Genomic DNA, 25091 nt, shown 5'->3' with positions numbered 1-25091 from the left:
GCGCTCAGACCGTCGGCAGCGTCAGCTCGCAGCGCAGCCCGCCCATGGCGGAGCGGCGCAGCTCCACCGAGCCGCCATACATCGCCGCGAGCTCGTTGACGATGGCGAGACCAAGCCCCGACCCGGGCTTGGTCTCGTCGAGCCGGCGCCCGCGCGCCATCACCTCGCTGAACTGGGCGTCGGTGAGGCCGGGACCGTCGTCGTCGACGGTGAGCCGGGCGGATGGCTGCGCCTTGGTGGCCTCCGGCGAGGCCTCGACCGTGATTGCGACCTTGGCGTTCGCCCATTTGAAGGCGTTGTCCACGAGATTGCCGACCATCTCCTCGAGATCCTGCCGCTCGCAGCGCATGCGCAGCGGCTCGGCGATCGAGATCTCGACCTCGATCGCGCGGTCGCGGTGGATCTTCTCGATCGCTCGGGCGAGCCCCTCCACCACCGGCTTCACCTCCGCCGACTCGCCCGCGAAGGCGATGCCGGCCGAAAGCCGCGCCCGCTCGAGATGATGGTCGATCTGCCGGCGCATCAGCACCGCCTGCTCGCGGACTTTCTCCGCGAACGCGCCGTCGCCGGCGTTCGCCTCGTTGGCGATCACCGACAGCGGGGTCTTCAGGCCGTGGGCGAGATTGCCCACATGGGTGCGGGCGCGCTCGACGATCTGGCGGTTGGAGTCGATCAGCGCGTTGAGCTCGCCGGCGAGCGGCGCGATCTCGCGCGGGAAGGCGCCGTCGAGCCGGGCGCGGTCGCCGTTGCGGATCTCGACGAGCTGGGCGCGGATGCGCGCGAGCGGCTTCAGGCCGAACTTCACCTGGAAGCCCGTGGTGATGACGAGGCCGAGCCCCAGCAGTACGAAGCAGACCAGCAGCGCGAAGTTGAAGTTCGCGACGTCCTTGTCGATCTCGTTCGAGGCCGCGCCGATCGAGATCAGATAGCGTCCGTCCTGCCCGAGATCGATGATGCGCTCGACGATCCGCAGGCGCCGTCCCTCGGGCCCGGCCGCATAGCCCTCGCGCACGCTCGCCTGTCCGTCCGCGCCGCTCGCGCCGAGCCGCGGAAGCTGCTCCTCGAACAGCGACTTCGACGTCGTGGCCTCGGGCGGATCCCGATCGATCCGGGTGATCTGCCAGTACCAGCCCGAGAGCGGAATCTCGAACCGCGGCTCGCCGAAAGATCCGGGATCGGCGCTCTGGAAAGTGCCGTCCGCGACCCGCGCGACGATCGTCTTGAGATGCACGTGGAGCCGCTGGTCGAACCCGTTCTCGACCGAGCGGACATAGTAGGAGGACAGGGTGAGGCCGCCGATCACCAGGATCGCGGTCGTCCACATCGCGGCGGAGCCGAACAGCCGCGCCGCGATCGAGGCGGCGCGCTTGGTCTTTCTCCGCGCCGCTGTCTGCTCCACGGGCGGCGCGATCGCCGCCGGGCCCCGGCCGCCGTCGGCGTGGGCGCTCACGCAGGCTCCACGCCGAGCAGGTAGCCGAGCCCGCGGACCGTCTGGATGACCTCGGCCCCGAGCTTCTTGCGCAGCCGCCCGACGAAGACCTCGATGGTGTTGGAGTCGCGGTCGAAATCCTGATCGTAGAGGTGCTCGACGAGTTCGGTGCGCGACACCACCCGGCCCTGATGGTGCATCAGGTAGGAGAGCAGCCGGTATTCGTGGCTGGTGAGCCTGATCGCCGCCCCGTCGACCGTGACGCGGCCGGACTTCGTGTCGAGCCTCACCGGCCCGCACAGGATCTCGCTCGAGGCGTGTCCGCTCGCGCGGCGCAGCAGCGCGCGGATGCGGGCGAGGATCTCCTCCATATGGAAGGGCTTCGGCACGTAATCGTCGGCGCCGGCGTCGAAGCCCTGCACCTTGTCGGACCAGCGGTCGCGCGCGGTGAGGATCAGCACCGGCGTCGTCTTGCCGTCGCGGCGCCACTGCTCGAGCACCGAAATGCCGTCCATCTTCGGCAGGCCGATGTCGAGCACGATCGCGTCATAGGGCTCGGTGTCGCCGAGGAAGTGGCCCTCCTCGCCGTCATGGGCGCGGTCGACCGCATAGCCGGCCTCCTCCAGCGCCGTCACGATCTGGCGATTGAGGTCGGGATCGTCCTCGACGACGAGCAGCCGCATTGCGAATTGTCCTCCTGGCCGCGAGCGGCCTTTATCTCACGCCGACGAGCTTGCCGCTCACCGCCTCGACGCGGACGCGGGCGACCCGGCCGTCGTCGTTGAGCAGCGTGAGATCATAGGCGAGCGCGCCGTCAAAGGTGCAGAGCTTGTAGTCGATGACCTCGCCGTCCCAGGCGCCGCGGGCGGTGCGCAGGGCCTGTGAGAGCGACACGGCGCGCTTCTGCGCGATCGCGCCGCGGGCGTCGCGCGCCGACATGCAGTCCTTGCCGCCGGGATCGGCCGCGCGCGCGGCGTCGCGGGCGCGGTCGAGATCCGGACGCGGATCGGCGGCTCTGGCGGCCGCGCGGGCGCGGTCGAGCTGCTCCTCGTCCTCCGGATCGGCGGACTTCGCGGCCGCTCGGGCCTTCTCGACGCCCTCGTCCTGAGGCTTTCCGGGCGCGCCGGCCGGCTCCTGCGGGCCCGAAGGGCCCTGGCCGGGCGGCGCGAGAACGGGCTTGTCCTGGGCGGCCGCCGAAACCGTCGCGAGCGCGAGCGCGAGCGCTATGACGCAAGGCGTGTGCATGCCCTCCCTGTGCCAGAAACGCTCTGAACCCACGATGAATGTCACCTGCGCGGCCTCGGCTCGCCCCCTTAGATAACGGCCCGGGCCGGACCGCCAAGGCCACGGCGAGGCGTGGTCAGCGCGCCGGCGCCTCGCCGCGGCGCTCGACCCGGTCGAGCCGCTGGCGCAGATCGACGATGACGTCGCGCGCGTTGTAGAGCCCGCCGAACGCCGATTTGAGGTCGTCGACCTGACGCTGCAGCCCTGCGATCGCGGCGTCCTCGGCCCGCCAGCGCTCCTGGTGCTCGCCCCGCGGCACCACCGCGTCGCGGGCCTCGCGGGCGCGGGCGTCGAGAACGGAGAGCGCCGCGTCGACCCGCGCGAAGCGGGCGTCGTAGTCCTGTCGGCTGACCAGGCGGTTGTTCTCGTAGGTCGACTTGAACTCCGAGAGATAGGCGCCCGACACGCTCTCGCGCGCCAGCCGCTCGTAGTCCCGTTCGAGGCGCCCGAGCGCCTCGTCGACCGGCGCCTTGGCGAGCTGGCCGCCCGCCACCACGATCGCCAGCACCACGCCCATGGCCGAGACGATCGTGGCCCAGGGCGTGCGCGAGCGCTCGTCGAGCTTGGTCGTGAGCCCGGCGAGCTGCGCCGACACCTCGCCGATGCGGCCCGTGAACAGCTGGTTGAGGTCGTGGACCCCGCGCTCGAGCCCGTAGACCCGCTGCTCGAGCGCGGCGAGCTTGGCGTCGTCGTGGAGGGACCGCTCCACGCTCGCCGCCCGGACGCTCGCGTTCATCGCCGCCCGGGCCTCACTTCAGCGGACGCGTCGTGGTCTCGCGGCCGTACCAGGCGTAGGCCGCGCCCGCGAGCGAGACGAGCGTCGAGACGAGTTCGGCGGCCGCGCTCTCGGCGATCGGCGCGCCGAGCGCTTTCCCGAGCGCCACGACAAGCGGCGCGCCCGCCGCGATCGCCACGCCGCGCAGCGTCTGGCTCTTCAGCCGCGACACCGGCTCGAGCGCCGGCGCGACGCGCGGATCGGCCGAGACGCTCTCGGCGAGGCGCCGGGCGCCCGCCATCGCCTTGCCGGTCGGGACCGCGGCCTCGCCGAGCGCATCGGCGGCGGCGTCCGCCACCGCGGCCTCGAGGCGGGAACGGGTGAGCGCATGGGTCATGAACGTCTCCTTTGAGCTGGGAACGGTCGCGCGATCAGGCTTCGTCGAGGCTCGTCGCGCCGCCGGCCGCGACCCGCACGCGCCGCGGCCGCGGCGCCGGGACGGTCGCGGGCCAGCGGATCGCGATCAGGCGGTTCTTGAGGATCCAGGCCTCGGTCACGGCGTTCGACTGGTTGCCGCCGAGCACGCGGAAGCGGCCGGCGTCCTCGCCGACATAGAAGCCGACATGTCCGGCCGTCGGCCCGCGCTCGAACACGAGCACGGCGCCGGGCGCGGGCTTCGAAAGCGTCACGCCGAACCGCGCCCAGCCGCGCGCCCAGAGCGGGTTGGCGGGCAGCGGCTCGTCCGGCAGCGCCGCCGCGAACTGGCCGAACACGAAGGCGCCGCACCAGGGAACGTCGTCGTCCCTGTACCAGTCGGCGCCCGCCCGCCCCCAGGCGAGGATCTGCGGGTCGGAGGCCGGGCCCGCGATCTCCCGCAGGCCCATCCAGCGCCGCGCCTCGGCGAGCCAGGGCGGATCCTCCGGCGCCGACGCGCGCGCGGCCGGCGCCCCGAGCGCCGCGCGCGTCAGCGGCCCGACGACGCCGTCGGGCGCAAGGCCCGCGCTCGCCTGGAAGGCCTTGACGGCCGCGATCGTGCGGCGTCCCCAGATCCCGTCGAGCGGGCCCGGATCGAAGCCGCGCGCGGCGAGCCGCCGCTGGAGCTCCAGCGTGGTCATGGTCGTCCTCCGCATGTTGTGAAGGGCGCGCCGATCAGAATCCGGTGGCGCGCTTGGGCCTGCGGCCTCATGCTGAGGCCCATGAGGACAATCGCCAGCTGGACGGCGTTCGCGGCGGCCACGACGCTCGTCTGGCTTGTGGGCGGGTTCAGCTATCTGTTCCTGAGCCGCCTCTATGACGGGCTTCAGATCCCGACCATGAAGCTGTTCGCGCTGTTCGTGATGTCGGCCGCGACGTCGCTCGCCGCCATCAGCTTCGCCTCCAAGCTCGACGAGCGCGACGACCCCGAGGCCGCCGACATGGCCGCCCGCCGCGCGCGGCCCGACGAACGCGGCGGGCGGTAGCCGGCCGGCCGCCGCCGTATCGGCGCGGCCTCAGCGGTAGCTCGTCACCCACACCTCGCCGCGCGCGCCGTCGCCGCCTTTGCCGGAGGCGAAACCGTTGCGCGCGGCCCCGCCGCCCCCGCCCGATCCGCCGGGCGCCGCGCCGTCGCCGCCCGCGCCGCCATGTCCTGCCGCGCTCGCCGCGCCCCCGCCGCCGGAATCGCCCGGCGCGAAATAGAGCGAGCCTGCGACACCCCCGCCGGCCGAGCCGCCCTGGCCCTCGGCCACGCCGCCGTTGGCGCGGCGGCTGGTGTTGGTGGCGAGCCGGTTCGATCCGCTGTCGCCGCCGCGGCTCCAGAGGTTGGCGGCCGAAAGGCCTCCGCCACCTCCTCCGCCGCCGCCGAGCTTGCCGACGCCCTCCCCGCCGGTGTTGCCGACGCCGGCGTTGCCGTTTCCGCCCGCAAGCGCGACCGGGAAGCCCGGCATGCAGCGATGTCCCGAGAGCGAGCCGGCGAGGCCTTGCGCCGCCGCGCCGCCGCCGCCGTTCACGCCGCTGTTCTGGCGGGCGTTGTAGGCGCCGAAGCTCGAGACGCCGCCGGCCGCGCCGTCGAGGCCGTTGGCGTCGGCCGCGGTCTGCGACGCGCCCCCCGCGCCGCCCGCCCCGACCGTGACCGCGACCGTCGCCGGCAGCTCCGCGGCGAGGAACTCGTAGACGACGACCGGCGCGGGAGCCGCCCCGCCGCCGCCCGCCACGGCCGCGCCCGCGGCCCGCAGTCCGCCCGAACCGCCGCCGTTGCCGCCCGGGATCATCTCGGCGACGACGCGGCTCGCCCAGGCGGGCTTGGTCCAGGTTCCGCTCGCGGTAAACTTGTCGACGCGCGCCTGCGGGGTGGCGGGCGTCGACACGGCGCCGCTCGCCGGATCCACGCTGAGCGCGGTGATCCAGGCCGAGCCGTCGGCCGACACCTTGAGGCTGAAAGCGTCCGAGCCGACGAGCCCGAATTCGGCGCGTCCCGAATAGCCGCGCTGGAACAGGAAGCTCGCGACGTCGGCGGCCGCCGCCTTGTTGAGCTTCACCTGGACGCCAGCGCCCTCATGGGTGAAGAGCACCGCCTGCGAGGCGACCGCGAGGCGGTTGACCGCGTCCGCCGACGCGTTGATCCCGAGCTTCGTCAGGGCCTCGGTCGCCGCGAGGCCGCCGGCCCAACCGCCGTCTATGAAAGCGAGCAGCGCGCCTTCCGAGGCGACGTAAGCGAGCCAGCCGGGCTTGGGCTCGATGAAGGTCCAACCGCCGTCGAGATACGCCGCGATCCTTCCCGCCTGCCCCGCCCAGGCCCCCGCCGCGCCGGCGGCGACGATGTGGCGGTCGCCCTCTTCCGGGGCCTCGGGCGGCGCGGTCCGGTCGCGGTCGAGCGCGCCGAGCTGGACGATGGCGTCGAGCCGCCGGAACGCCTCGTTGACGGTCACGTGCTTCTGCGCCTGCGCCGGCGCGAGATAGCCGAGGCCGAGATGGGGGCTGTCGCTCATGGATCGGGCTTCCTGGGGTTCGTCAGAGGAGCAGCGTCGCGCGGGCGGGAAGTCCCGGCCCGACGGTCGCGGAGAGCTGGCGGACCGCGACCTCGATCACGGCCGGAAGCGCGCCGAAATCCGCCGTCTGCCGCGCGGCGGCGTAGAGCGCTGAAGGAGCCTCCGAGCCAAGCGTGCGAACCACGACCCCGGCCGAGAGGATCTCGACCTCATAGGCCTCGCGCTCTTCGGCGAGCCGCACCTCGCGGGCGTCGAAATCGTCGCCGCCGACGCGGGTGCGGCGGATCCAGGACAGCGTGACGTCTCCGGTCAGAGGATCGCGTCGCCCTGCAAGCCGCACGGGCGAAATCGGCCGCAGGCCGCGGGCGCCCATGCGCTCGACCCGCGCGGCGTAGGTCGCGTCGTCGCGCGGCCGGGAGGCAGGCCCGGCCCGCCAGACGAGATCGAGCCCGCGGCGATCCTCGCCGACGCCCGAGACGCCGATGCGGGCGTCGATCAGCACGAAGGCCGAGCCTTTCGGCGTGGGGTCGCCGACCGCGTCCTCCGTGCCGAACTGGCCGCGCAGCAGGCCCTCGAGCCGCCAGCGGCCGGGCGCGACGAGGCTCGCGGTCGTGAACTGCAGAACCTCCCAGACGCCGCCGGCTCCGCGCAGCGCAGCGAGGTTGGCGCCGTTCAGCACCGCCTTGCGGCTGCGGCTTTCGAGCGTTTGGTCAGGCGCGAGCTCGACGTCGAGCGCGTTCGTCAGGTCGAAACGGCCGGCGTCGTGGCGCGGCGCCGGCGCGGCGAGCCGGCCGATCGCCGCCGGGCGGCGCAGAATGGCGTCGAGCCCATAGGCGTCGCCGTCGTCGGAACGATAGACCGCGACCGCGCTCCAGGGCTTGGAGCCCGCGGCGAGCCGCGGGGCGTGCGGCGCCTCGCCGTCGATCAACGGCAGGTCGAGCGCTTCGAACAGCGGCTCGGTCGGGCGGCCCTTTCGGGGCGGGGGTCGGCGGACCGGCTCCTCGGGCGCGGCGTCGCGCACGTCCGGATCGGCGCGGACCGCGCGAACCGGCCGGACATGCTCCTCGCCGATCGAGTCGAGCCGGAACAGCGTCGTGCGGCCGGCCGCCGCAAAGGCCACGAGGTCGCCGGGCTCCAGCGCGAGCCGGCTCGGCGGCAGCGCGAAGGCGCCGGTCTCGCGCGCGACCGAGGCCTCGATCAGCAGCGCGTCGGCGAGCCCCTGCGCCTCGCCGGCCGTCAGCGCGAGCGCGAAGGCGGCTTCGGCGACCGCCCGGCCTTCGCCCGCGAGCCGCCGCGCCTCGACCGCGCCCTGCCGATAGTCCTGGTCGGGATCGACATGGCGCAGCTTCAGCGTCTCGGGGATCTCGGAAGCCTGCGCCCGGACGAGCCGGAAGGCCGGCCGCCCGCCGCCCGCCTCGGCGAGGTCGTCGGGGGTGAGCGTCGCGACCGGCGCGTCGGGTCGGTTCCAGATCGCGATCGCGCCGCCGCGGGCCGCGGCCTTGGCGCCGAACGCGTCGAGGAGCGGCTCGATCGCCTCGCGCGGGCTCATCACCCGGTCGATGGCGTAGCCGCGCACCAGCCCTTCGAGATCGTCGAGATCGAGCGGCGCGCCCAGGCCGCCGGCGAGGTCGCGGACGACGTCGCGAAGCGCCGCGAAGCCGAGACGCCCGGTGATCCAGTGGCCGAGCCGCCAGTTGGCCGCGTCCGTCCAGACGTCGGAACGCAGCGGAAAGGCCGAGGGCGGCCGCGCGTCCCAGGTCCACACGAAGACGCGGGCCGGATCGATCATCGGCTCGCCGGTGAGCGGGGAGACCGGGTTACGGCCGTTCTCCGGGCTCCAATGCCGGATGAGCGCCTCGAGCGCGGCGCGCTGGCCGAGATCGTCGCGCCGACCGGACGAGAAATGCGGCAGCGCGGATTCCGACGACTTGGCGTCGACGAAGACGTTCGGCTGGTTCGCGCCCTTGTCGATCGCCGGACAGCCGATCTCGCACAGCACGATCGGCTTCGAGGCCGGGACCCAGCCGGTCGGCGCGGCCGCGCGCGCGCCGCCGGGGCGGTCGTGATGAGGGTTCTCCCACCAGCTGCGGAAATCCTTCGAGCGAAACACCCAGTGCTCGCCATGGGCGGAGTCGAGGATCGGCGTGCGGATCTGGTCGCGGCGGTCGGAGGCGGCGTCGTAGAACCAGTCGAAGCCCTCCCCGCCCTCGATGTTGGCGTCGAGATAGTCTTGGTCGCGCGGACCCGAAAAGCCCGCGAGCGCGTCGAGATGTCCGTCGCCGTCGCGCCAGTCGGCGAGCGGGGCGTAGAAATCGACCCCGACGAAGTCGATGTCCGGGTCGGCCCAGAGCGGGTCGAGATGGAAATGAAGGTCGCCGGACCCGTCCGCCGGCCTGTGCGGCGGAAACTCGCTCCAGTCCGCCGCATAGCCGATGCGCGTCGCCGGCCCGAGGATCTCGCGCGCGTCGCCCGCGAGCCGCCGAAGCTCCCCGACCGCAGGATAGGAGCCGGGCCCGTCGCGCAGCCGCGTGATCTCGACGAGCTCGGTGCCGACCAGGAAGGCGTCGACCCCGCCGGCCTCGGCCGCGAGGCGCGCGCAGTGGAGCACGAAGCGGCGGTAGGAGAACTCGGCCGGCGGGCCGTTGTAGGTCACCGCCTTCAGATCCTCGCTCCAGCCGAAGTTTTCGGGCGTCACGGTCCCGAAGAAGCTCTCGACCGGGCCCGCGACCGCCGGCGTCCCGTCGGGCGAGCCGGGCCGCCCCGGCGCCGGATGGCAGGTGATGCGGCCGCGCCAGGGATAGGGCGGCTGCTCGGGCGCGCCATGGGGGTCCGGCAGGCCGTTGTCCGGAGGCACGTCCATCATCACAAAGGGCGTCAGCATCACCTTGAAGCCGCGCGCCTTGAGCTCCCGGATCGCCTGATGGACCGCCCGGTCCGCGGGCGCGCCGCCGATCGCCGGCGCCCCGCCGATGCGCGAGACCCGCTCGGCGTCGGCGCGCTTGATGGTCTCGACCCGCCACTCCCACGGCCGGGTCTGCTTCAGCAGCCCCTCGACCTTCGGGACGATGCGGCAGTGGCCGATCCTCAGATCCGTCCCGTGCCAGGCGACGATGAGCGAGACATGCCGAACGTTCGGCGCGACGGTCGCGAGCTCGTCGAGCGAGGAGGCGAGGTCCGACCGGCCGTCGGCCGTGTGGGCGTTCTCGGCCTCCCAGGTCCCGTATCCCGCCTGCCGCTCGATGACGTCGGTGGCGTAGGCGAATTCGGACGCGCCGGGGATCAGGGTCACGCCGGTCACAAGATCCTCGAGCGCCGGCCGGTCGGAGGCGGGACGGCGGATCACCTCGACGGTGATCTGAGGCACGCGGTTCCCGAAGCGCTCGAGCGGCAGCTCCTCGAAGACCAGATAAGCGAGCCCGCGATAGGCCGGCGCGTATTCGGCGCCCTCGACCGCCACGATCTTCGGATCGGGCTGCTGCCCCTCCGTCCCGCGATGGAGCCGCATCTCGAAGCCGTCGGTCTCCAGCGCCTCGCCGTCCGCCCAGATTCGGCCGATCCCGTCGATCGGTCCCTCGCAGAGGCCGACGGCGAAGCTCGCGAAATAGGAGTAGGTCGTCTGCTCGACGCTGCCGCCCTTGCCCTTGCTGCGCTCGACGTCCTTGTCCTCGCGGAGCTTGGAGGCCCAGACGACCTGGCCGCCGACGCGCATTCGTCCGTAAACGCGCAGCACCGGCGCGCCTTCGGTCGAGGTCGTGACCGACAGGTCCTGCAGCCGCGGGCCCGAGGCCTTCACGGTCGGCGACAGCAGCGCCTGGTCGATGGCCGAGCCCGCGAGCCCGCCGATCGCGCCGCCGATCGCCGCGCCCGACAACGTCGCGCCGAGGATCGAGACGCCGGCGGGCAGCAGGGCCCCGCCGATCGCCGCCCCTGCGGCGGTGAGCGCGAGTACGGCCATGAGAGAGGCCTTTCGGCTGGAAGACAAGGGGGTTCTCAGAAGCCCGGCAGGCGGAACCGCGCGACGAGGCGCCGGACCCAGACGTCCGGGATCGCGGTCTCGGCGACCGCATGGCCGTCATAGGCGTGGACCATGGCGCGTCGCCCGGTCGCGATCCCGCAATGCTTGGCGACCGTCCCGCGGAAGACCCGGAACAGCAGCACGTCGCCGGCCGCGATCTCGTCGCTTGCCGCCGGGACAAGCCAGCGCGTCGCCGCGGCGAGCACGAGCTCGCCCGCGCCGTCCTCGGCCCAGCTGCGCGCATAGGGCGGCGGCGGCTCGGGCTCGGGCCCGATCAGCTCGCGCCACACCCCGCGCACGACGCCGAGGCAATCCGCGCCTGCGCCCTTCAGGCTCGCCTGATGGCGGTAGGGCGTGCCGATCCACTCGCGCGCCGCCGCCGCCACGGCGGCCGAGCGGGGATCGAGCGGCGGTCGATCCTCACACAAGGCGGCCGCCGTCGAGATCGTCGCCCTGATGGGCCTGGCGGGTGAGCCAGTCGTTGCCGGGCATCTGCGGAAATCCTCGAAAGTTGAGGATGTTGTCGAAGCGCGTTCGACAGGTTTCGAAAGACTTATCGCAACCCGCCGTCACCATGAAGCCGTCGCCTTCGGCGATCGGCGCCGGCGGCGCCTCGGCGAGCTCCAGAAAGCCGTCCGCGTGCCGCCGCGCCTCGGCGGCGGCGCCTTGATTGGCGCCGCTGGTCCAGATGAGCCGGCCGCGTTCGAACGCACGTCCGCGCCCGTCGAGCGCGTCCGCCGTCAGCCCGCGGACGCCGATGACCGCCGTCACGACGCCTTCGGCCCGATGCTCGGCGAGCGTCAGATCCGCCTTGCAGCGGGCGTCGCCCAGCGCCGCGTCGCAGGCGCGCTGGTAGAGCCGGCCGCGCGGCTGGTTGAGCGCATGCGCGAGGCTCCGAAGCTCCGCCGTGAACCCCCGCCCCTCGCGCGCGACTTCGCCGAGCGCGCCGGAGAACAACGTCACGCGGTTTTCGACGTCCTCCCAGTCGACGAGCGTCAGCTCGACGCGCGCCCCGTCATAGGCGCCGCGGGCGAGATCGGCGTCGGTGAGCCCGGCGTCGTCGAGCGCGCCCACGACCTCGAGCCCGTCGACGCCGAGGCCGAGCGAGGCTTCGGCCGCCGAGGCGCTCATGCCGCTCGCGGCGCGGTAGACGAGCCCGCCGAAGGCGAGGTCGCAGTCATGGTCGGTGAAGCCGAGCGTCGCGCCGTCGCGGCGTTCGAGCCGCCAGCAGCGCGCGAGCGTGGAGACGCCCGAGGCGAGCGCCCCGGCGAGCGCTTCGGGGATGTGGCGCATGGGGGTCCTTCAGGCGAGCCGGATCTCGATCAGCGGCACCGAGGGCGCGGAGCCCGCGCCGAAAGCCGCGAGGTCGACCTCGAGCCGATCGGCGTCGAAGCGCACCGGCGTGTCGAACTCGAAGCCCGCCGAGACCGGCGCTCCGTCCGCCGGGGCCGCGTCGAGCACGACCTCGCCGCTCGAGAGATCGAGCGCGAACGCCGTGGTTTCGACGCCCCCGACCGCGACCCTCGCGGTGCCGGCCACCGGCTTGCGGATCGGCCGGCGATAGGGGTCGAACGCTCCGCCATAGGTTTTGCGCAGCGCGAAGCGCCGGGTCTCGCCGTCGCCTGCCCCGAGCAGCTGGTCGGCGGGCTCCACGCCGACGCCCGGAAGCGCCGAGGAATGGTCGAGCGGATCCCTGAAGCGGAAGCCGACGAGCCGCCCGCGCCGCTCCTCGAAGAAGGCGACGACCTGCTGGAGCTGGGCGAGCGTGCGCACGCCGAGCCCCGCGTCCCAGCGCCGTCGCGAATGGGCCCAGAGCGCGTTGCGCTCCTCGAACCCTGAGCCGAGCGTCGCGATCTCGGTGCGCCGCTCGGGCCCGCCGCGCGCCCCGCGCGCGATGTCGGTCGGAAAGCGCACGTCGTGAAAGGGGCTCACCTGCGGCCCTCCCTGATCAAAGCCCGCGCCGGCCCCGCGCCACCGCCCGGGCGAGCGCGGCCGAGACCTGGACTTCCGAGCGCCGGAAGCTTTCGGCGTCCGGCGTCGAGATGTTGACGGTGATCGCGCCATGGCCGGCCTGCGGCGCCGACTGAGGCGCAGGCGCCGCGACGGCTGCGGGCGAAGCGGAGGCGAGCGCGGTCGAGACGCCCTGCGGCGCGGCGAGGCCTGCGGCGCCGAAAGGCGAGGCGCCGCCGAACAGGCCGCGGGTCAGCCCGGAGAAGATCGAGCCGAACGCGGTCTCGACCGGCTTCAGGGCCGCCGACAGCGCGATCGAGGACAGCCGCGCGCTGAGCCCCCGCAGCACCTCCGAGAGCGAGGAGCCCTGCACGACGCCGGCCTCCAGCGCGTCGCCGAGCGCCGAGCCGAAGCGGCGGGAGAGGCGTTCGGCCTCCGTCAGTTCGCGTCGAAGCGCCGAGGCCTCGACCTCGATCGTCACGGCGATCGCTTCGCCCTCAGCCATGTCGTGTCTCCGCGTCGGGGAACGTCGTCATCAGGCGCTCAAGCTCGCCGCGGCGAAGCGGGGCGACGGCGCCGGCCGCGCCGGCGAGCCCTCGCGCCGCCGCCGCGATCTCTGCCGGGGTCGCGCGCCAGAAGTCGCGCGGCGCGAGCTTCAGCACGCCGAGTCCGACGGCGCTCAGCTCGTCCCAGGGAAAGGGTTTTGGCCCGCCGGGCCGCCCTCCCCGGCCCCGAAGGTCGCGCGCAGCAGGTCGGCGACCGCGCGAACGAAACCGGCCGCGCCCTCCTCGTGCGACAGGCGCGCGACGTCGGCGTCGGAAAGATCGGCGCCGCCGCCCCGCAGCCCCGCGCCCAAGATCGTCGTGACGTCGCGCGCCGAGAGACGCCCCGTCTCGAAGCGTTCCGCGAGCGCGGTGAGGTCGGCGACCGCGAAGGCGTGTTCGAGTTCGGCGAGCGCGCCGAGGGTGAGCGCGAGCCGGCAGGGCCTGCCGTCGAACACGGCCTCGACCTCGCCGCGGCGGCGATTGGCTGGCATTGGAAGCTCCTCGAAGTCGGGCGTCATAGCGCCGAGAAGGCGAGTTCGCCCGCGCTTTCGAGCGAGAGGTCGTAGGTGACTTCGCCCGCGTGCTCGCCGCGGAACTCGAGCCCGACGACCTGGAACGGCCCCTGGATCCGTCCGAAATCCGGGATCACGATCTGGAACTCGGCGACGTCGCCGGAGAACACGAGCCCGCGCACCAGCGCGTCCGACGGGCCGTCGCGGAAGACGCCCGCGCCGACGACGCTCGCCCGTTTCACGCCGGCCCCGGCCAGAAGCTCGCGCCAGCGGCCGGCGCTTTCGGAATGGGTGACGTCGACGGTCTCGGAATTGAAGGCGAGCCGGCGCGAGCGCAGCCCCGCGACGGTCGCGAAGCCCGCCCCGTCGGCGACCTTCACGAGCAGGTCCTTGCCTTTCTGGATGGCCATGAGGGATCTCCGATGGCGTGGGGTCGATGGGTCAGGCGAGCTCGGTGACGGCCCGGAACGTCAGCGTCGCGCGGCGAAGGCCCGCCTCCGCGACGCGGTCGGCCTCCGTCGCGCGCCAGGCGAGGCCGGCGAGCCGCGCGCCGTCGAGCGAAAGATCGGCGTCGTCGAGCAGCCGCACGACGCGGTCGGCGATCCTGAGCGCCTCCGAGAGCCCGCCCTCGCGCGACCAGACTTCGAGCGTCAGCGCATGCTCCTCGGCGGGCGCGCCGTCGCCGGACGCGTCCTGGCTCTCGCAGCGGCCGAGCGCGACGTAGGGCGGCAGGCTTCCCCGCGGCGGCTCGTCATAGATCCGCGGGCCGCCGGTGAGCGCCGAAAGCGCGGCGTCGCCCGCAAGGCGCCCGCGGACCGCGGCCCGCAGGGAAAGCGCGGCCGAACTCATGCGCCGGTCTCCTCGCAGAGCAGCTCCTCGAAACGCCCGTCTGCGTCGAGCGGGCGGACCGAGAGCACGTCGAACACATGGCCGCGCCAGGCGACGCGGTGGCCGCCGGTGAGGTCGCCCCGCCCGCGGATCGTCGCGCGCCACAGGCGGTTGAGCCCGAGCGCGCGGCCGGCCGCCGCCTCCTCGGCCGAGAGCGGCTCAAGGCTCGCCGCGACGGTCGCGAGCGGCGCGAAGCCGCGCGTCACGCCGCCGGCGCCGTCGTCGGCGTCGGCCGGGCGCTCGATCGAGATCCTGCGGCGCAGGAGCCCGGGGGTCGCCGCCGCGCTCACAGCCGCATGTCCCGGTAGGGCTCGACGAGCCCGCAGACGTCGGCCGGCGGCCCGTCGCGGCCCGATCGCCGCTCGAAGCCTTCCGCGGTCAGCCGGCGCACCGCAAGCCGCAGCGACTCCGGCGCCTGGTCGGGCTCGCCATAGCCGACCGCGAGATCGATCTCGACCCGCGCGCCCGGCGGAACGGAGGCCGCGAAGGTCAGCCGCTCGCCCGCCCAGTCGAAGCGCCAGAGCGCCTCGTCCAGAACCTCGAGCGCGCCGCCCGGACGGCGGATCCGCACCTCCTCGACCTCGCGCACCGGGCGCGGCTTCAGCAGCACGGGCGCGCCGTCGGCCGGAACCGCGATGTCGAGCCGCCAGCGCTGGGCGACGAGCACCCGGCGGGTGAGGCGCTCGACCTGGTCGCGCGCCGCGGCGATGAGATCGCCAACGAGCGCGTCCTCGGCGTCGTGGTCGAGGCGCAGGAAAGCCTTGGCGTCCGACAGGCCGATCGGTTCGGCCGCGGGCGCGCTCAAAAGCACGGCGGGCATGAGATCCTCATGACTTTTGATGATGACGAAGCGCCTGCGCGGTATTCGACTACATGGCGCGCAAATAAACCCGACAGGCCGAAGCCGATCGATTGTCTTGCACAATACAGAGTGGTAATGTTTGCGAGCATGTCGACGCCGAATGCTTTGGCGTTCGGCGATACGACTTGTCAGCACTTGATAACGTCACCACGGGATCGTTCGGGGAGCGCCTCATGATCCGCATTTCCGGTCGGCGCGCAGCGCTCGCTGCAGCGCTCCTTGCGCTTTTCGGCTCCGCCGCCGCGGCGGCCGACTTCAAGATCACCGCGCCGCTCAAGGGGCTTTGCCGGCCCGATCTGCCGCCCGATCCCTGCACGCCCTTCAATCTCTTCGGGCCGCCTGCGATCTCCGGCGATTTCGTCGTCTGGACCAATCGCGCAGGCCCGCAGGACGGGATCTGGAGCTACCAGATCTCGACCAAGAAGATCCGCAAGCTCGCGGGCTTCGAGACCAAGGCGCCGGCCGGCAAGGGCAAGTTTACGGCCTTCGGCAATACGGGCTCGGAATATCCGACGCTGATCGGCGGCGAGACGGTGGTGTTCTTCGCCCGCGACGCCGACAACACGAACGGCCTCTACACCGCGAACGTGCGCGGCGGCGTGCGGCTGATCGCGAACGGCAAGACGCCGATCCCGAAGGCCGGCGGGCTCGTGTTCCAGGACATCCGCTGGGCCTCGACCAACGGCAAGACGGTTGCGTTCTTCGGCGTCGACCCGAACGGGGCGACCGGCGTCTTCAGGGCCAAGATCGACGGCTCGAGCCTGAAGACCGTGATCTATTCGGCCGAGACCGAGCTCGACGCCCGCTCGCCCTCAGGGCCGGTCCCGGGCTATTTCGGCTACTTCTCGCGCCCGCTCGTGGCGAAGAAGAGCCTTCAGTTCTACGCCAGCGGACTGTTCGATCCGGTGAGCGGGGCGAACGCCTATTTTCAGGCGGGCGACGGCTTCACGGACCTCATCGACAACATGACGCGGCTGCAGGGCGGCTCGAGCGGCGTTCACGTGCGCAACTCCGCGGCCTCGGCCTCGGACACGTCGAGCGAGATCGCCGTCCTGTCGGACCAGCCGGCCGACGGCTATTCGGGCATCTTCAAGCCCAGGACGCTCGACGAGGCCCTGGCCTTCGTCACGACGAAGACCAAGGTTCCGGGCGCCGCCACGACGTTCCACACCTTCGTGGGCAACGGCTATGGCCCGGGCTTCGGCGTCGACGCGAGCGGCCTCGCCTTCACCGCGTTCTATGTCGACGGAAACGGCAACCACCAGGACGTGTTCTTCGTGGCCAAGCCCGGCGGCAAGGTTCTGCGCGTCGCGCGCGGCGGGGCCGACTACTACCTGCCCTATGTCGGCGACCGCTCGGTGAGCGGCGGCGTGATCGCCTTCACCGAGGGCTACAACGCCGTCGACACCTTCTACATCGCGACGCCGAAGTAGAACGCGACGCGCCGCCGTCTCCGTCCCTCCCCCGCGTGCGGGAGAGGGTGGGGATCGATCCTGCGGCGCGTCCCTTTCCGACGCCTCAGCTCGCCGCGAAGCGCAGCGTCTTGATGGCGTCGAAGTCCTGCACGCCGCCGCCCACGCGCTTGGTCGTGTAGAACAGCACATAGGGCTTGGCGGTGTAGGGATCGCGCAGGATCCGCACCCCGATCCGGTCCACCACCAGATAGCCGCGGCGGAAGTCGCCGAACGCGATCGCATGGGCGTCGGCCGCGACGTCCGGCATCGCCTCGGCCTCGACCACGGGGAAGCCCAGCAGGCTCGCGGCCCCCTGCCCGCCGGCCGGCGGCTCCCAGAGATAGCGGCCGTCGACGTCCTTCAGTTTTCGCACGGCGGCCTGCGTGCGGCGGTTCATCACGAAGCTCGCGTTGCGGCGATAGCCGGCGCGCAGCGCATAGACGAGGTCGAGCAACGCGTCGGCCGGCTCGTCAGCGTCGAAGGCTCCTGCGGCGCCGCTCGCCACATAGCCGATATTGCCCCAGGACCAGCTGCCGTTCGCGACCTTCGGCGGCGTGAGAAACCCCTGCGGCCGGGTGATCCCGTCGCCGGTGACGAAGGCGACGCTCTCCTGCTCGGCGAAGGCGGTCTCGACCTCCTGCGCGATCCACTGGTCGAGGTCGACCGCGGCGTCGTCGAGCAGCGTCTGGGTCGCGGCCGGCATGGCGTAGAGCTCCATGGCCGGGAAGGTCAGCTCGTCGAGCACGGGCGTCGCCGACTGCGCGCGGGCCGCGGTCTCGGCCGCCCAGCCGGAGGCGAAGCCTTCCGTCGCGAAGGGCTTTCGATAGACCGAAGCCGTCACCGCCTGGACGCTCGCGATCGCACGGATCGGCGAGACTTCGGCAAGCCGCCGGCCGATCTCGCGCTCCGTGGCGTCGGGCGCGAGATAGCCGCCCTGCGCGTCGGTTCCGGCGACGAGCGCCTTGGATTCCAGCCCCTTCAGCGAGGCGACCTCGCCGCGCCGCACATAGGCGTCGAACGCGGACCTGTGCTCGGCGCGGCCGCTGTCGCGCGCAACGCCGGTCTCGAGCGGCGGCCGGCGGCTCTTCAGCGACAGCTGGTCGAGCGCGCGCTGCTGCCGGTCGAGCGCGTCGTCGAGGCGGGCGAGCTTCTCGCTCGTCACCACGTCGGGCGAGAGCCGCTGCTCGATCTCGGCGAGGCGCTCGTCATTGGTCTCCTTGAAGGCCTCGAAGGCGCGCATGAAGTCGTCGAAGGCGGTCACCACCTCGAGCGACGACGGCGCGCCCTCGGCGGCCTTGGTTTCGGGGGAGGAGAAATCGGCGAGGGTCATCGGGCTGCTGCCTCTCTGGCGTGGGGCCGCCGGGCGGCGGCGGGAGAAACGCGACGCTTGACCGCCGCGACGCGCGCGTCGGGCAGCATCGGGAAGGTGACGACCGAGACCTCCCAGAGGTCGATCTCGATGAGCCGGCGCACGCCCGCTGCCTCGCGGACCGAGCGCACCGCGCGAAAGCCGATCGAAAGCCCGTCGAGCGCGCCCTGCCGCAGCAGCGCATGCACCTCGCGCGCCCGGGCGACCGCGAGATTGAGCCGCCCCGAGACCCGCAGGCCCCGGACGTCCTCGGAGATCGACGTCCAGGCGCCGATCGGCTCGGCCGGATCGTGCTGGAACAGGAAGCGGATTCCGCGCGGCCCGCGGCGGGCGAGGCTCGCGGCGAAGGCGCCGCGCTCGACCCTGTCGCGGCCGAGATCCACGACGCCGAAGAGGCTGGCGTAGCCCTCGATCGCGCCGTCGGCCGAGACCGCCGGAGCCAGCGGCGGGCGCTTCAGTTCCGGCGCGGGGCGGCGCGCAGGCGCAAGCGTTCGCGCCCGGGAGAGCGGGTTGGGCATGGGGTGATCCCTGATGATGGAGCCGCGGACCTCCTGTCCCGGACCTGATCCGGGACCCAGAACCGACAGGCGCTCAGACTGAAGCGCGGAGGCGGCGGAGCCTGATCGAGACACGTCTCGGTTCTGGGTCCCGGATCACGTCCGGGACAAGAAAGAGAGGATCCGCACGCCGCAATAGGTTCACTGCGAAGACGCCGCGCTCGACCCTGTCGCGGCATGCTTCGAGACGGCCCTGCGGGCCTCCTCAGCATGAGGACTGTCGAAGCGTCACGACCGTTGGAGCGGAATCAAACCGGCCTCATGCTGAGGAGCGGCCGTAAGGCCGTGTCTCGAAGCACGCAGTCGGCCTCTGCAAGTCTCGACCAGACGCCTACTGCGCGCCGGCTCGGCAGGATCGGCGGCGCTGACCTGCTCACGTTCTCGCCCCATACCCCACCGCCGCGCGCTTCTCCTCGTCGGTGAGGAAGTCGGCCGCCGTCACGCGGCGCCAGAGCGACTCCCGCTCCGCGCTCAGCGCCTCCACGGCGTCGAGGTCGGGCGTCAGCGTCAGCTCGGCGCCGTAGGCGGGCGAGAGCCAGTTGGCGATCGCCTGCGCGATCCGCCCCAGCAGCGGGATCACGGTCTGGCGCCACAGCGCGACATTGGCCTGCGCGTAGTTGGCGTAAGTCGCGTCGCCCGGGATGCCCAGAAGCATCGGGGGCACGCCGAAGGCGAGCGCGATTTCGCGCGCGGCCGAATTCTTGGCGGAGAGAAAATCCATCTCCTGCGGGGTGAGCGACATCGGCCGCCAGTCGAGGCCGCCGTCGAGCAACAGCGGCCGCCCGGCGTTGGCGGCCCCGGAAAATTGCGCCTCCAGCTCCTCCTTCAGCCGCTCCACCTGGTCGTCGGCGAGGCCCTGCCCCTCCGGACCCTTGTAGATCAGCGCGCCCGACGGCCTGGCGGCGTTGTCGAGCAGCGCCTTGTTCCAGGCCGAGGCCGCATTGTGGAGGTCGACCGCCGCGGCCGCCGGCTCCAGCGGGCTCAGGCCGAAGTGGTCGTCGAGCGGATTGAACAGGCAGAGGTGGAGAATCGGAGCCACGGGCTCGGCCCGCTGGTCGTAGCGCACGACCGTCGCGCCGACCCGGTACTCGTAGGCCTCCGGCCAGCCGTCCGGCCCGGCCTCGAGCCGCATCCGGTCGGGCCGCAGCGCATGAAGCTCGCGCGGCTCGCCCTCGATCGAGACGACCTCCAAATAGGCGTCGCCTGCGGTCAGCAGATGCGCGGCGACCGCCTCCAGCAGCCCCGCTTTGCCCTGCCGGGCGTTCGGGCGGGCGAGCAGGTCGAGCAGCGGGTGGCGGTCGAGTTCGCGGTCGCCCTCGGAGAGCGCCAGCGGAACGCCGCCGAGCGCCTCGGCCACCATGCGCACCGCGCGGTGCACCACCGGGTTCTTCGGGTAGCCCTCGCGGGCGAGCGTCGCGGGATCGCGCGCCGACCAGACCGCGCGGCCGCCGGCGTGCAACGCCACGAGCGACCCCGCGGGATGCGACTTCGCCTCACGGCGGCGGCCGAACAAATGCGCGAAACCGAACGCCATGGCGGCTCTCACGGGTTGCGGCGGCGCGGCGGGCGCGGTTCCGCTCGGGTTGTCAGTCGGTTGGGCGAAAACGCCTCAGGATTCACGCCGCGGCGCAGCATGGATCGTTGTGTCCGCCGCGTGTTTTTCGACATGTTTTTCGGAACGATCGCCCGGGGGTCGCGTTGGCGGTCCCGAGGGCGCGCTTTGGCGGCGGTGATTTTTCTCCGCCGCAGAAGGGCAAAGACTTCCCATGAAAAATCTTCTCATGACCACCGTCGCGGCGATCGCCATCGCTGTGGCGCCGGCTGCCGCGTTCGCCCAGAAGGGCGACGGCGGCGGCGGCAAGGAGATGTCCGGCGGCTCGTCGGGCGGCGGCGGCGGCGACTCGTCCGGCGGTTCGTCGTCGAGCGGCGGTTCGTCCGGCGGCTCCTCGGCGGGCGGCTCGTCTTCGGGCGCCGAACGCGGCGGGTCGTCGTCAGGCGGGTCGTCGTCGGGCATGTCCGACGGCGGCGCGTCAAGCGGCGGATCGTCGTCGGGCGGCCGCATGGATTCCGGCCAGGGGTCGGGTCAGGACGCTGGCTCGACCTCGAGGTCCGGTTCGGACAGCGGCGAGCGTTCGGGCAAGAGCTCGGAGAGCGGCTCCGGCAAGAGCTCGGAGAGCGGCTCGGGCAAGTCGGGCGGCGACAAGGCCGGCTCCGAGACGTCCGGTTCGGGCTCCGACATGAAAAGCGGCTCCGACATGAAGTCGGGTTCGGGCAAGGACGGCTCGGGCAAGGACAAGTCCGGCGACATGTCGTCGGGCTCTGAAAAATCCGGCTCCGAAAAATCCGGCATGGACAAGGATCGCGGCGAGAAGTCCGGAATGGACCGCGGCGAGAAGTCGGGCGACCGCGACCGCGGCGGCGATCGCGCCGGCGGGGACCGCGACCGTTCCGGCGGAGACCGCGACCGCGGCGAGGCGTCGTCGAAGTCCTCCACCAGGACCAAGGTCAGCGTCTCGACCGAGCAGAAGACCAAGATCAAGACCACGATCAGGAGCTCCGGCTCGTCCGCCAAGGTCTCGCGGTCGAGCGTCGGCGTCTCGTTCTCGGTCGGCGTGAAGCTGCCGCGCGACAAGATCAGGGCGCAGCGCCTGCCGAGCACGATCGTCGAGATCGTGCCCGAATATGAGAGCTACTATTACTTCGTCACGGACGACGACCTCATCGTCATCGTCGACCCCGACACCTACGAGATCGTCGACGTGATCGAAGCGTAACCGGAGGCCCGGCGGACACCCCCTTGCGCATTCGCCGCCGGGCTTCCGTTACTGCGCCGGCCGACCCCTCCCCGGTCGGCCGGCGCATTTTTTTCAAGCCGCTTCCGGTTCAGGCGCGCGCGCCTCAACCGTCATGCCCGAGCTTGTCTCGGGTATCCACGACTTCGGCGTAGCGCTCGACGATCCCAGAAAGTCGTGGACGCCCGCGCCGCCGCGCGGGCATGACGGCGGAGCGGCTGCGCCGTCGGGCGAAATCTCCTAAAGCGCCAGAACCCGCGGGCCCCTGCCCCGGGCGGCGAACATCAGATGCGACACCGCCCAGACCAGCGCGTCGACGCGGTCGGGCGAGCGGCCGTTCGACAGGCCGTCGAGCCCGAACCCCGCCATCTCGTCCTCGAGCGCCGGCAACGGCCCGACATGCGAGACGCGCCCCTGCGCATAGAGCGCCGCCACGGGCTCGGCCCGCAGCCATTTTCCGCGGGTCGCCCGCACCGCGATCACCGGGATCGACGGATCGACGCCGGAAATCACCGCGCGCACCATCTCGCCGCCCTGGTTGACCTCGGCGACCAGCGCGTCGGCCTCGAGCCTGCGCCACAGCGCGACGGCGCGCGCCGCCCAAAGTTCCGGCCGCGCGCCCTGCAGCGTCTCGTCGGCGAGCACATAAACGCGCCCGTCCTCGCCGAGACCGGCCGCCACGAGCCCGCAGGCGTCCGAACTCTTGCCCGAGGAGGCCGGCGGATCGACCGCCGCCACGATCCGGCGCAGCGCCGGGGCGGCGGCGACCCGCGCCCGCTCCACCGCCTCTCGCGACCACAGCGCGTCGTCGCGGTCCTCGATCAGCTCGCCGTCGAGCTCCTGCCGGCCGAGCCGCGTGCCGGCATAGGCGCCGACCACCGCCTGCAGGAAGCCGGGCGCGAGATTGGCGGCGTTCGCCTTGGTCGCGGCGCGCGTCACCGCGACGGCGCCGTCGGCGACCAGCCGCTTCACCAGCGGCGTCGCGCGCGGCGTCGTGGTCGCGACCTGCCGGGGCCGAGCCCCGAGCCTCAGGCCGAACTGCAGCATGTCCCAGGCCTCCTCGCCGTGTCGCCACTTGCCGATCTCATCGCACCAGGCGGCGTCGAACTGCGGCCCGCGCAGCGCCTCGGGGTCCTCGGCCGAAAAGCCGTGGGCCACCGCGCCGTTGCGAAAGAGGAGACGCTTGCGCGTCGGCTCGTAGCGCGGCCGCTCGGGGCCCGGGCAGATCGCCCGCAGCCCCGAGGGGCCGTCGATCATCACCTCGCGAAGATCGGCGTAGGTCTCGGCCACGAGGGCGATCCGTCCGGCGGCGGGCGCAAAGCCCGGCCGGCCGAGCGCGACGCCGCGCGTCCATTCGGCGCCGGCGCGGGTCTTTCCCGCGCCGCGGCCGCCGAGCACGAGCCACGTGGTCCAGTCGCCGGCCGGCGGGCATTGATCCCGCCGCGCCCAGAGCGCCCAGTCGCCTTCAATCAGCGCGACGTCCCGCGCGGTGAGCGCGGCGAGCTGCGAGTCACGTTCCGCGTTCGTCGCGAAGCTTCTCAAGACGCTGCGCAAGCGCATCGCGGAAGGCGTCAGGATCGGCGACAAAGCCATCGAACTCCTCGCCGTCCACCATGTCCGCGCCAGCCGCCCGCCCGCCGGCGCGGCCCTGCCCATCTGAGCGCGCCTGCTCCTCGTCGTAGCGGGCGAGTTCGCGCAGCGTGCGCACCAGGCTCGCCAGCGTGCGCGCCGCCGGGCCCGCGTCGCCGCCGCCCGCAAGGGCGGCCTCGGCGGCCACGATCTCCTTCTCGGCCTTCTCGCGGATCGCGCCGACGAGACGTTTTCGCGCCTGCGCGGCCGCGGGCCGGCGCCAGCCGCCCTTCTCCGCGAGCCGCCGCACCGACGTCCGGCCGACGCCAACCCGCGTCGCGATCGCCTCGATCGACAGCGCGCTCGACTCGTAGAGCCGCCGCGCCTCGGCGACGGTATCCGGCGAAATGCCGTTCTGGGCGACGGACCGCGCGGCCGCGCCGTGCAACGCCTGTTTCACCGGGCGATCGGCCGTCATGCCGCGCCTCCTTCGCAGGACAGCGCCGCGACCTCGACGCAACTGTGGAGCATGGAAGAAACCTACCCGACCAGCGTCACGCTGTCAATGACTTTTTTCCTATTTAGGATTTTTAGTTGTTCCTGCGCCGCCGTCATGCCCGGCGGCAGCCAGGCGTCCACGACTTTCCAGGAGCGTCGAGCGCTACGCCAAAGTCGTGGATACCCGAGCAAAGCTCGGGCATGACGGGGGCGGAATTGGCAGATCACATCCGTCGCCGTCATGCCCGGCGGCAGCCGGGCGTCCACGACTTCCTAGGAACGTGAAGCTCTACGCCAAAGTCGTGGATACCCGAGCGAAGCTCGGGCATGACGAGTGGCGGAATTGGCAGATCACGCCTGCCGCCGTCATGCTCGGCGGCAGCCGGGCGTCCACGACTTCCTAGGAACGTGAAGCTCTACGACAAAGTCGTGAATACCCGAGCGAAGCTCGGGCATGACGGAGGGCGGAATTCGCAGATCACACCCGCCGCCGTCATGCCCGGCGGCAGCCGGGCATCCACGACTTCCTAGGGACGTGAAGCTCTACGCCGAAGTCGTGGATACCCGAGCAAAGCTCGGGCATGACGACAAGGGGATCGACCTGCTCCCAAGTTCGCCACAGTCGAGCCCCGCCCTCAAAACGCCGCGGCCCGGGCGCATCGGGGCGTGATGCGGGACCTCCTCAAGAAAATCCTCTCCGTTCCGGTCGCGGCGCTCGTGCTCGCCTATGACGCGCTCGACGCCCTGTTCGGGCCGCTCGTGCGCCCGATCATCGGCTGGGCCGCGGGCCTAAGACTGTTCCAGAGGATCGGCGACTGGATCGCGGGCCTGCCGCCCTACGGCGCGCTGGCGCTGCTCGCCGTGCCGTTCGCAGCCATCGAGCCGTTCAAGTTCGTGGCTCTCTACTGGATCGCCGAGGGCCATTTCGTGACAGGGGCCGTCGCGCTCGTGGCCGCGCATCTGTCGAGCCTTCTGATCTGCGAGCGGATCTTCCACGCCGGCAAGGCGCGCATGCTCGAGATCGGCTGGTTCGCCCGCGGCTACGGACTTCTGGTCGCGCTGCGCGAGCGCGCGCTCGCCTGGGTGCGCGGCACGGCGGCCTGGCGCGCGGCGGCCTCGGCCGCTGCCCGCGTCCGGGCCTTCGCGCGCCGCGCGCTCAGCGCGTGACGGGCTCGATCTCGATCACGTCGACCGCCGGGCCGAGCGTGGCTTTGGCCGCCTCCACCACCGCCCGGTGGTGGGTGAAGAGGATCGGCTGGATCTTGCCCCCGACCTCGGCGAGCGCCCGAAGGCCGTTCTCGGTGCGGGCGTCGTCGAAGCTCGCGAACAGGTCGTCGCCGATGAAGGGCGCGGGCTCGGCGCGCTCGGCGTAGTCTTCGAGCGCCGCAAGCCGCAGCGCGAGATAGAACTGGTCGCGGGTGCCCTCGCTCAGGCCCGAGACCGCGACCCGCTCGCCGCCGGCGCGCCGCGCGACGAGCGCCGGCTCGTCCTTCTCGAAATCCTGCGCGAAGCCCTCGAAGGCGCCGCCGGTGAGCAGCGCGAACAGGCCGCCGGCGCGCTCGAGCGTCGGGCTGCGGTCGACGCTTCCGGCGCGCTCGACCGCGGCGCCGATCAGCAGGCTCGCGAGCTTCAGCACCGCCCAATCGCGCGCCGTCTGGGCGAGCGCGGCGCCGGCGGCCCGCTGGC

28 protein-coding genes are annotated in these 25091 nt (G+C 72.5%); 4 read left to right on the top strand and 24 right to left on the bottom strand.

Features of this window, described 5'->3' with window-relative positions; all coding sequences use genetic code 11:
- Positions 1-4 precede the first annotated feature (4 nt).
- The 6 genes from ACFOWB_RS07285 to ACFOWB_RS07260 all read right to left on the bottom strand — a co-directional run bounded on the left by ACFOWB_RS07285 (position 5) and on the right by ACFOWB_RS07260 (position 4543).
- Positions 5-1450, bottom strand: coding sequence for an ATP-binding protein (locus ACFOWB_RS07285; protein WP_378146506.1), 1446 nt, complete (start codon positions 1448-1450; stop codon positions 5-7).
- A complete protein-coding gene (locus ACFOWB_RS07280) occupies positions 1447-2112 on the bottom strand; it encodes a response regulator transcription factor (protein ID WP_378146504.1) in 666 nt (221 codons plus the stop codon). Before ACFOWB_RS07280 ends, ACFOWB_RS07285 begins: the two co-directional genes overlap by 4 nt.
- A 31-nt stretch (positions 2113-2143) precedes the next feature.
- Positions 2144-2674, bottom strand: coding sequence for a PepSY domain-containing protein (locus ACFOWB_RS07275; protein ID WP_378146502.1), 531 nt, complete (start codon positions 2672-2674; stop codon positions 2144-2146).
- Positions 2675-2789: 115 nt separating this feature from the next.
- Positions 2790-3449 (bottom strand): hypothetical protein, encoded by a 660-nt coding sequence (locus ACFOWB_RS07270; RefSeq protein ID WP_378146500.1) that lies wholly within the window; start codon positions 3447-3449, stop codon positions 2790-2792.
- Between the two features lie 13 nt (positions 3450-3462).
- A complete protein-coding gene (locus ACFOWB_RS07265; RefSeq protein WP_261403952.1) occupies positions 3463-3825 on the bottom strand; it encodes a hypothetical protein in 363 nt (120 codons plus the stop codon).
- A 34-nt stretch (positions 3826-3859) separates the two neighbouring features.
- Complete coding sequence (locus ACFOWB_RS07260) at positions 3860-4543, bottom strand: NlpC/P60 family protein (protein ID WP_378146498.1); 684 nt, start codon at positions 4541-4543, stop codon at positions 3860-3862.
- A gap of 81 nt (positions 4544-4624) precedes the next feature.
- Between ACFOWB_RS07260 and ACFOWB_RS07255 the strand changes: the two genes are divergently transcribed.
- A complete protein-coding gene (locus tag ACFOWB_RS07255) occupies positions 4625-4888 on the top strand; it encodes a hypothetical protein (protein ID WP_261403954.1) in 264 nt (87 codons plus the stop codon).
- Between the two features lie 30 nt (positions 4889-4918).
- Here ACFOWB_RS07255 and ACFOWB_RS07250 read toward each other — a convergent pair whose 3' ends face one another.
- From ACFOWB_RS07250 to ACFOWB_RS07195, 12 genes are read right to left on the bottom strand one after another with little or no spacing between them, the layout of a single operon-like run.
- Entirely contained in the window at positions 4919-6394 is a 1476-nt protein-coding gene (locus ACFOWB_RS07250) for a DUF2793 domain-containing protein (protein WP_378146495.1), read from the bottom strand.
- A gap of 22 nt (positions 6395-6416) precedes the next feature.
- Positions 6417-10349 carry a baseplate multidomain protein megatron gene (locus tag ACFOWB_RS07245; protein WP_261403956.1) on the bottom strand — a complete coding sequence of 1311 codons (3933 nt, stop codon included), beginning with the start codon at positions 10347-10349 and terminating at the stop codon, positions 6417-6419.
- Between the two features lie 35 nt (positions 10350-10384).
- Positions 10385-10837, bottom strand: a complete 453-nt coding sequence (locus ACFOWB_RS07240) for an NlpC/P60 family protein (RefSeq protein WP_261403957.1) — start codon at positions 10835-10837, stop codon at positions 10385-10387.
- Positions 10830-11702 carry a DUF2163 domain-containing protein gene (locus ACFOWB_RS07235; protein WP_378146491.1) on the bottom strand — a complete coding sequence of 291 codons (873 nt, stop codon included), beginning with the start codon at positions 11700-11702 and terminating at the stop codon, positions 10830-10832. Before ACFOWB_RS07235 ends, ACFOWB_RS07240 begins: the two co-directional genes overlap by 8 nt.
- 9 nt (positions 11703-11711) lie before the next feature.
- A complete protein-coding gene (locus tag ACFOWB_RS07230; protein ID WP_261403959.1) occupies positions 11712-12341 on the bottom strand; it encodes a DUF2460 domain-containing protein in 630 nt (209 codons plus the stop codon).
- Between the two features lie 16 nt (positions 12342-12357).
- Positions 12358-12864: a phage tail tape measure protein gene (locus ACFOWB_RS07225; protein ID WP_261403960.1), complete on the bottom strand. Its 507-nt coding sequence runs from the start codon at positions 12862-12864 to the stop codon at positions 12358-12360.
- On the bottom strand, positions 12857-13021 hold the full coding sequence (locus tag ACFOWB_RS07220) for a phage tail assembly chaperone (protein WP_315855136.1): 165 nt from the start codon (positions 13019-13021) through the stop codon (positions 12857-12859). The genes ACFOWB_RS07225 and ACFOWB_RS07220 overlap by 8 nt, the downstream gene beginning before the upstream one ends.
- A gap of 17 nt (positions 13022-13038) precedes the next feature.
- On the bottom strand, positions 13039-13395 hold the full coding sequence (locus tag ACFOWB_RS07215; RefSeq protein WP_261403961.1) for a gene transfer agent family protein: 357 nt from the start codon (positions 13393-13395) through the stop codon (positions 13039-13041).
- Positions 13396-13418: 23 nt separating this feature from the next.
- Entirely contained in the window at positions 13419-13826 is a 408-nt protein-coding gene (locus ACFOWB_RS07210) for a phage major tail protein, TP901-1 family (RefSeq protein ID WP_261403962.1), read from the bottom strand.
- Between the two features lie 31 nt (positions 13827-13857).
- Complete coding sequence (locus ACFOWB_RS07205; RefSeq protein ID WP_378146487.1) at positions 13858-14265, bottom strand: DUF3168 domain-containing protein; 408 nt, start codon at positions 14263-14265, stop codon at positions 13858-13860.
- Positions 14262-14594, bottom strand: a complete 333-nt coding sequence (locus ACFOWB_RS07200; protein WP_378146486.1) for a phage head closure protein — start codon at positions 14592-14594, stop codon at positions 14262-14264. The genes ACFOWB_RS07205 and ACFOWB_RS07200 overlap by 4 nt, the downstream gene beginning before the upstream one ends.
- Complete coding sequence (locus ACFOWB_RS07195; protein ID WP_261403964.1) at positions 14591-15124, bottom strand: head-tail connector protein; 534 nt, start codon at positions 15122-15124, stop codon at positions 14591-14593. The genes ACFOWB_RS07200 and ACFOWB_RS07195 overlap by 4 nt, the downstream gene beginning before the upstream one ends.
- 215 nt (positions 15125-15339) lie before the next feature.
- On the opposite strand from ACFOWB_RS07195, the gene ACFOWB_RS07190 reads away from it, so the two are divergent.
- Positions 15340-16599: a hypothetical protein gene (locus tag ACFOWB_RS07190; RefSeq protein ID WP_261403965.1), complete on the top strand. Its 1260-nt coding sequence runs from the start codon at positions 15340-15342 to the stop codon at positions 16597-16599.
- A gap of 85 nt (positions 16600-16684) precedes the next feature.
- On the opposite strand, the gene ACFOWB_RS07185 is transcribed toward ACFOWB_RS07190, so the two are convergent.
- From ACFOWB_RS07185 to ACFOWB_RS07175, 3 genes are all read right to left on the bottom strand, one after another.
- The gene (locus tag ACFOWB_RS07185; protein WP_378146483.1) at positions 16685-17950 is read right to left on the bottom strand and encodes a phage major capsid protein; all 1266 of its coding nucleotides are present in this window, start codon (positions 17948-17950) and stop codon (positions 16685-16687) included.
- A complete protein-coding gene (locus ACFOWB_RS07180; RefSeq protein ID WP_261403966.1) occupies positions 17947-18507 on the bottom strand; it encodes an HK97 family phage prohead protease in 561 nt (186 codons plus the stop codon). Before ACFOWB_RS07180 ends, ACFOWB_RS07185 begins: the two co-directional genes overlap by 4 nt.
- 412 nt (positions 18508-18919) lie before the next feature.
- Positions 18920-20080: a phage portal protein gene (locus tag ACFOWB_RS07175; protein ID WP_261403967.1), complete on the bottom strand. Its 1161-nt coding sequence runs from the start codon at positions 20078-20080 to the stop codon at positions 18920-18922.
- 232 nt (positions 20081-20312) lie between these two features.
- On the opposite strand from ACFOWB_RS07175, the gene ACFOWB_RS07170 reads away from it, so the two are divergent.
- Positions 20313-21320, top strand: a complete 1008-nt coding sequence (locus ACFOWB_RS07170; RefSeq protein ID WP_378146480.1) for a DUF1236 domain-containing protein — start codon at positions 20313-20315, stop codon at positions 21318-21320.
- Between the two features lie 258 nt (positions 21321-21578).
- On the opposite strand, the gene ACFOWB_RS07165 is transcribed toward ACFOWB_RS07170, so the two are convergent.
- Both ACFOWB_RS07165 and ACFOWB_RS07160 read right to left on the bottom strand, forming a co-directional pair.
- Complete coding sequence (locus ACFOWB_RS07165) at positions 21579-22898, bottom strand: DNA-packaging protein (protein ID WP_378146900.1); 1320 nt, start codon at positions 22896-22898, stop codon at positions 21579-21581.
- On the bottom strand, positions 22849-23385 hold the full coding sequence (locus ACFOWB_RS07160; protein ID WP_261403969.1) for a hypothetical protein: 537 nt from the start codon (positions 23383-23385) through the stop codon (positions 22849-22851). Before ACFOWB_RS07160 ends, ACFOWB_RS07165 begins: the two co-directional genes overlap by 50 nt.
- A 689-nt stretch (positions 23386-24074) precedes the next feature.
- Between ACFOWB_RS07160 and ACFOWB_RS07155 the strand changes: the two genes are divergently transcribed.
- On the top strand, positions 24075-24572 hold the full coding sequence (locus ACFOWB_RS07155) for a hypothetical protein (protein ID WP_261403970.1): 498 nt from the start codon (positions 24075-24077) through the stop codon (positions 24570-24572).
- Here the strand turns inward: ACFOWB_RS07155 and ACFOWB_RS07150 are convergent.
- On the bottom strand, positions 24562-25091 hold a 530-nt coding region (locus ACFOWB_RS07150), incomplete at its 5' end, for an ATP-binding protein (RefSeq protein ID WP_378146478.1). The two genes, ACFOWB_RS07155 and ACFOWB_RS07150, sit on opposite strands and share 11 nt — an antisense overlap.

It is taken from the genome of Chenggangzhangella methanolivorans (genome assembly GCF_042648545.1).
In the GTDB taxonomy this organism is placed as follows: domain Bacteria; phylum Pseudomonadota; class Alphaproteobacteria; order Rhizobiales; family Methylopilaceae; genus Methylopila; species Methylopila methanolivorans.
This window is presented reverse-complemented; position numbering and strand designations above follow the sequence as displayed.

What these genes read in the sequence shown, in the direction of transcription:
- ACFOWB_RS07280 (WP_378146504.1), bottom strand. Translation starts at nt 2,112, where the DNA reads ATGCGGCTGCTCGTCGTCGAGGACGATCCCGACCTCAATCGCCAGATC.
- ACFOWB_RS07275 (WP_378146502.1), bottom strand. Translation starts at nt 2,674, where the DNA reads ATGCACACGCCTTGCGTCATAGCGCTCGCGCTCGCGCTCGCGACGGTT.
- ACFOWB_RS07270 (WP_378146500.1), bottom strand. Translation starts at nt 3,449, where the DNA reads ATGAACGCGAGCGTCCGGGCGGCGAGCGTGGAGCGGTCCCTCCACGAC.
- ACFOWB_RS07265 (WP_261403952.1), bottom strand. Translation starts at nt 3,825, where the DNA reads ATGACCCATGCGCTCACCCGTTCCCGCCTCGAGGCCGCGGTGGCGGAC.
- ACFOWB_RS07260 (WP_378146498.1), bottom strand. Translation starts at nt 4,543, where the DNA reads ATGACCACGCTGGAGCTCCAGCGGCGGCTCGCCGCGCGCGGCTTCGAT.
- ACFOWB_RS07255 (WP_261403954.1), top strand. Translation starts at nt 4,625, where the DNA reads ATGAGGACAATCGCCAGCTGGACGGCGTTCGCGGCGGCCACGACGCTC.
- ACFOWB_RS07250 (WP_378146495.1), bottom strand. Translation starts at nt 6,394, where the DNA reads ATGAGCGACAGCCCCCATCTCGGCCTCGGCTATCTCGCGCCGGCGCAG.
- ACFOWB_RS07245 (WP_261403956.1), bottom strand. Translation starts at nt 10,349, where the DNA reads ATGGCCGTACTCGCGCTCACCGCCGCAGGGGCGGCGATCGGCGGGGCC.
- ACFOWB_RS07235 (WP_378146491.1), bottom strand. Translation starts at nt 11,702, where the DNA reads ATGCGCCACATCCCCGAAGCGCTCGCCGGGGCGCTCGCCTCGGGCGTC.
- ACFOWB_RS07225 (WP_261403960.1), bottom strand. Translation starts at nt 12,864, where the DNA reads ATGGCTGAGGGCGAAGCGATCGCCGTGACGATCGAGGTCGAGGCCTCG.
- ACFOWB_RS07215 (WP_261403961.1), bottom strand. Translation starts at nt 13,395, where the DNA reads ATGCCAGCCAATCGCCGCCGCGGCGAGGTCGAGGCCGTGTTCGACGGC.
- ACFOWB_RS07210 (WP_261403962.1), bottom strand. Translation starts at nt 13,826, where the DNA reads ATGGCCATCCAGAAAGGCAAGGACCTGCTCGTGAAGGTCGCCGACGGG.
- ACFOWB_RS07205 (WP_378146487.1), bottom strand. Translation starts at nt 14,265, where the DNA reads ATGAGTTCGGCCGCGCTTTCCCTGCGGGCCGCGGTCCGCGGGCGCCTT.
- ACFOWB_RS07195 (WP_261403964.1), bottom strand. Translation starts at nt 15,124, where the DNA reads ATGCCCGCCGTGCTTTTGAGCGCGCCCGCGGCCGAACCGATCGGCCTG.
- ACFOWB_RS07190 (WP_261403965.1), top strand. Translation starts at nt 15,340, where the DNA reads ATGATCCGCATTTCCGGTCGGCGCGCAGCGCTCGCTGCAGCGCTCCTT.
- ACFOWB_RS07185 (WP_378146483.1), bottom strand. Translation starts at nt 17,950, where the DNA reads ATGACCCTCGCCGATTTCTCCTCCCCCGAAACCAAGGCCGCCGAGGGC.
- ACFOWB_RS07180 (WP_261403966.1), bottom strand. Translation starts at nt 18,507, where the DNA reads ATGCCCAACCCGCTCTCCCGGGCGCGAACGCTTGCGCCTGCGCGCCGC.
- ACFOWB_RS07175 (WP_261403967.1), bottom strand. Translation starts at nt 20,080, where the DNA reads ATGGCGTTCGGTTTCGCGCATTTGTTCGGCCGCCGCCGTGAGGCGAAG.
- ACFOWB_RS07170 (WP_378146480.1), top strand. Translation starts at nt 20,313, where the DNA reads ATGAAAAATCTTCTCATGACCACCGTCGCGGCGATCGCCATCGCTGTG.
- ACFOWB_RS07165 (WP_378146900.1), bottom strand. Translation starts at nt 22,898, where the DNA reads ATGCGCTTGCGCAGCGTCTTGAGAAGCTTCGCGACGAACGCGGAACGT.
- ACFOWB_RS07160 (WP_261403969.1), bottom strand. Translation starts at nt 23,385, where the DNA reads ATGACGGCCGATCGCCCGGTGAAACAGGCGTTGCACGGCGCGGCCGCG.
- ACFOWB_RS07155 (WP_261403970.1), top strand. Translation starts at nt 24,075, where the DNA reads ATGCGGGACCTCCTCAAGAAAATCCTCTCCGTTCCGGTCGCGGCGCTC.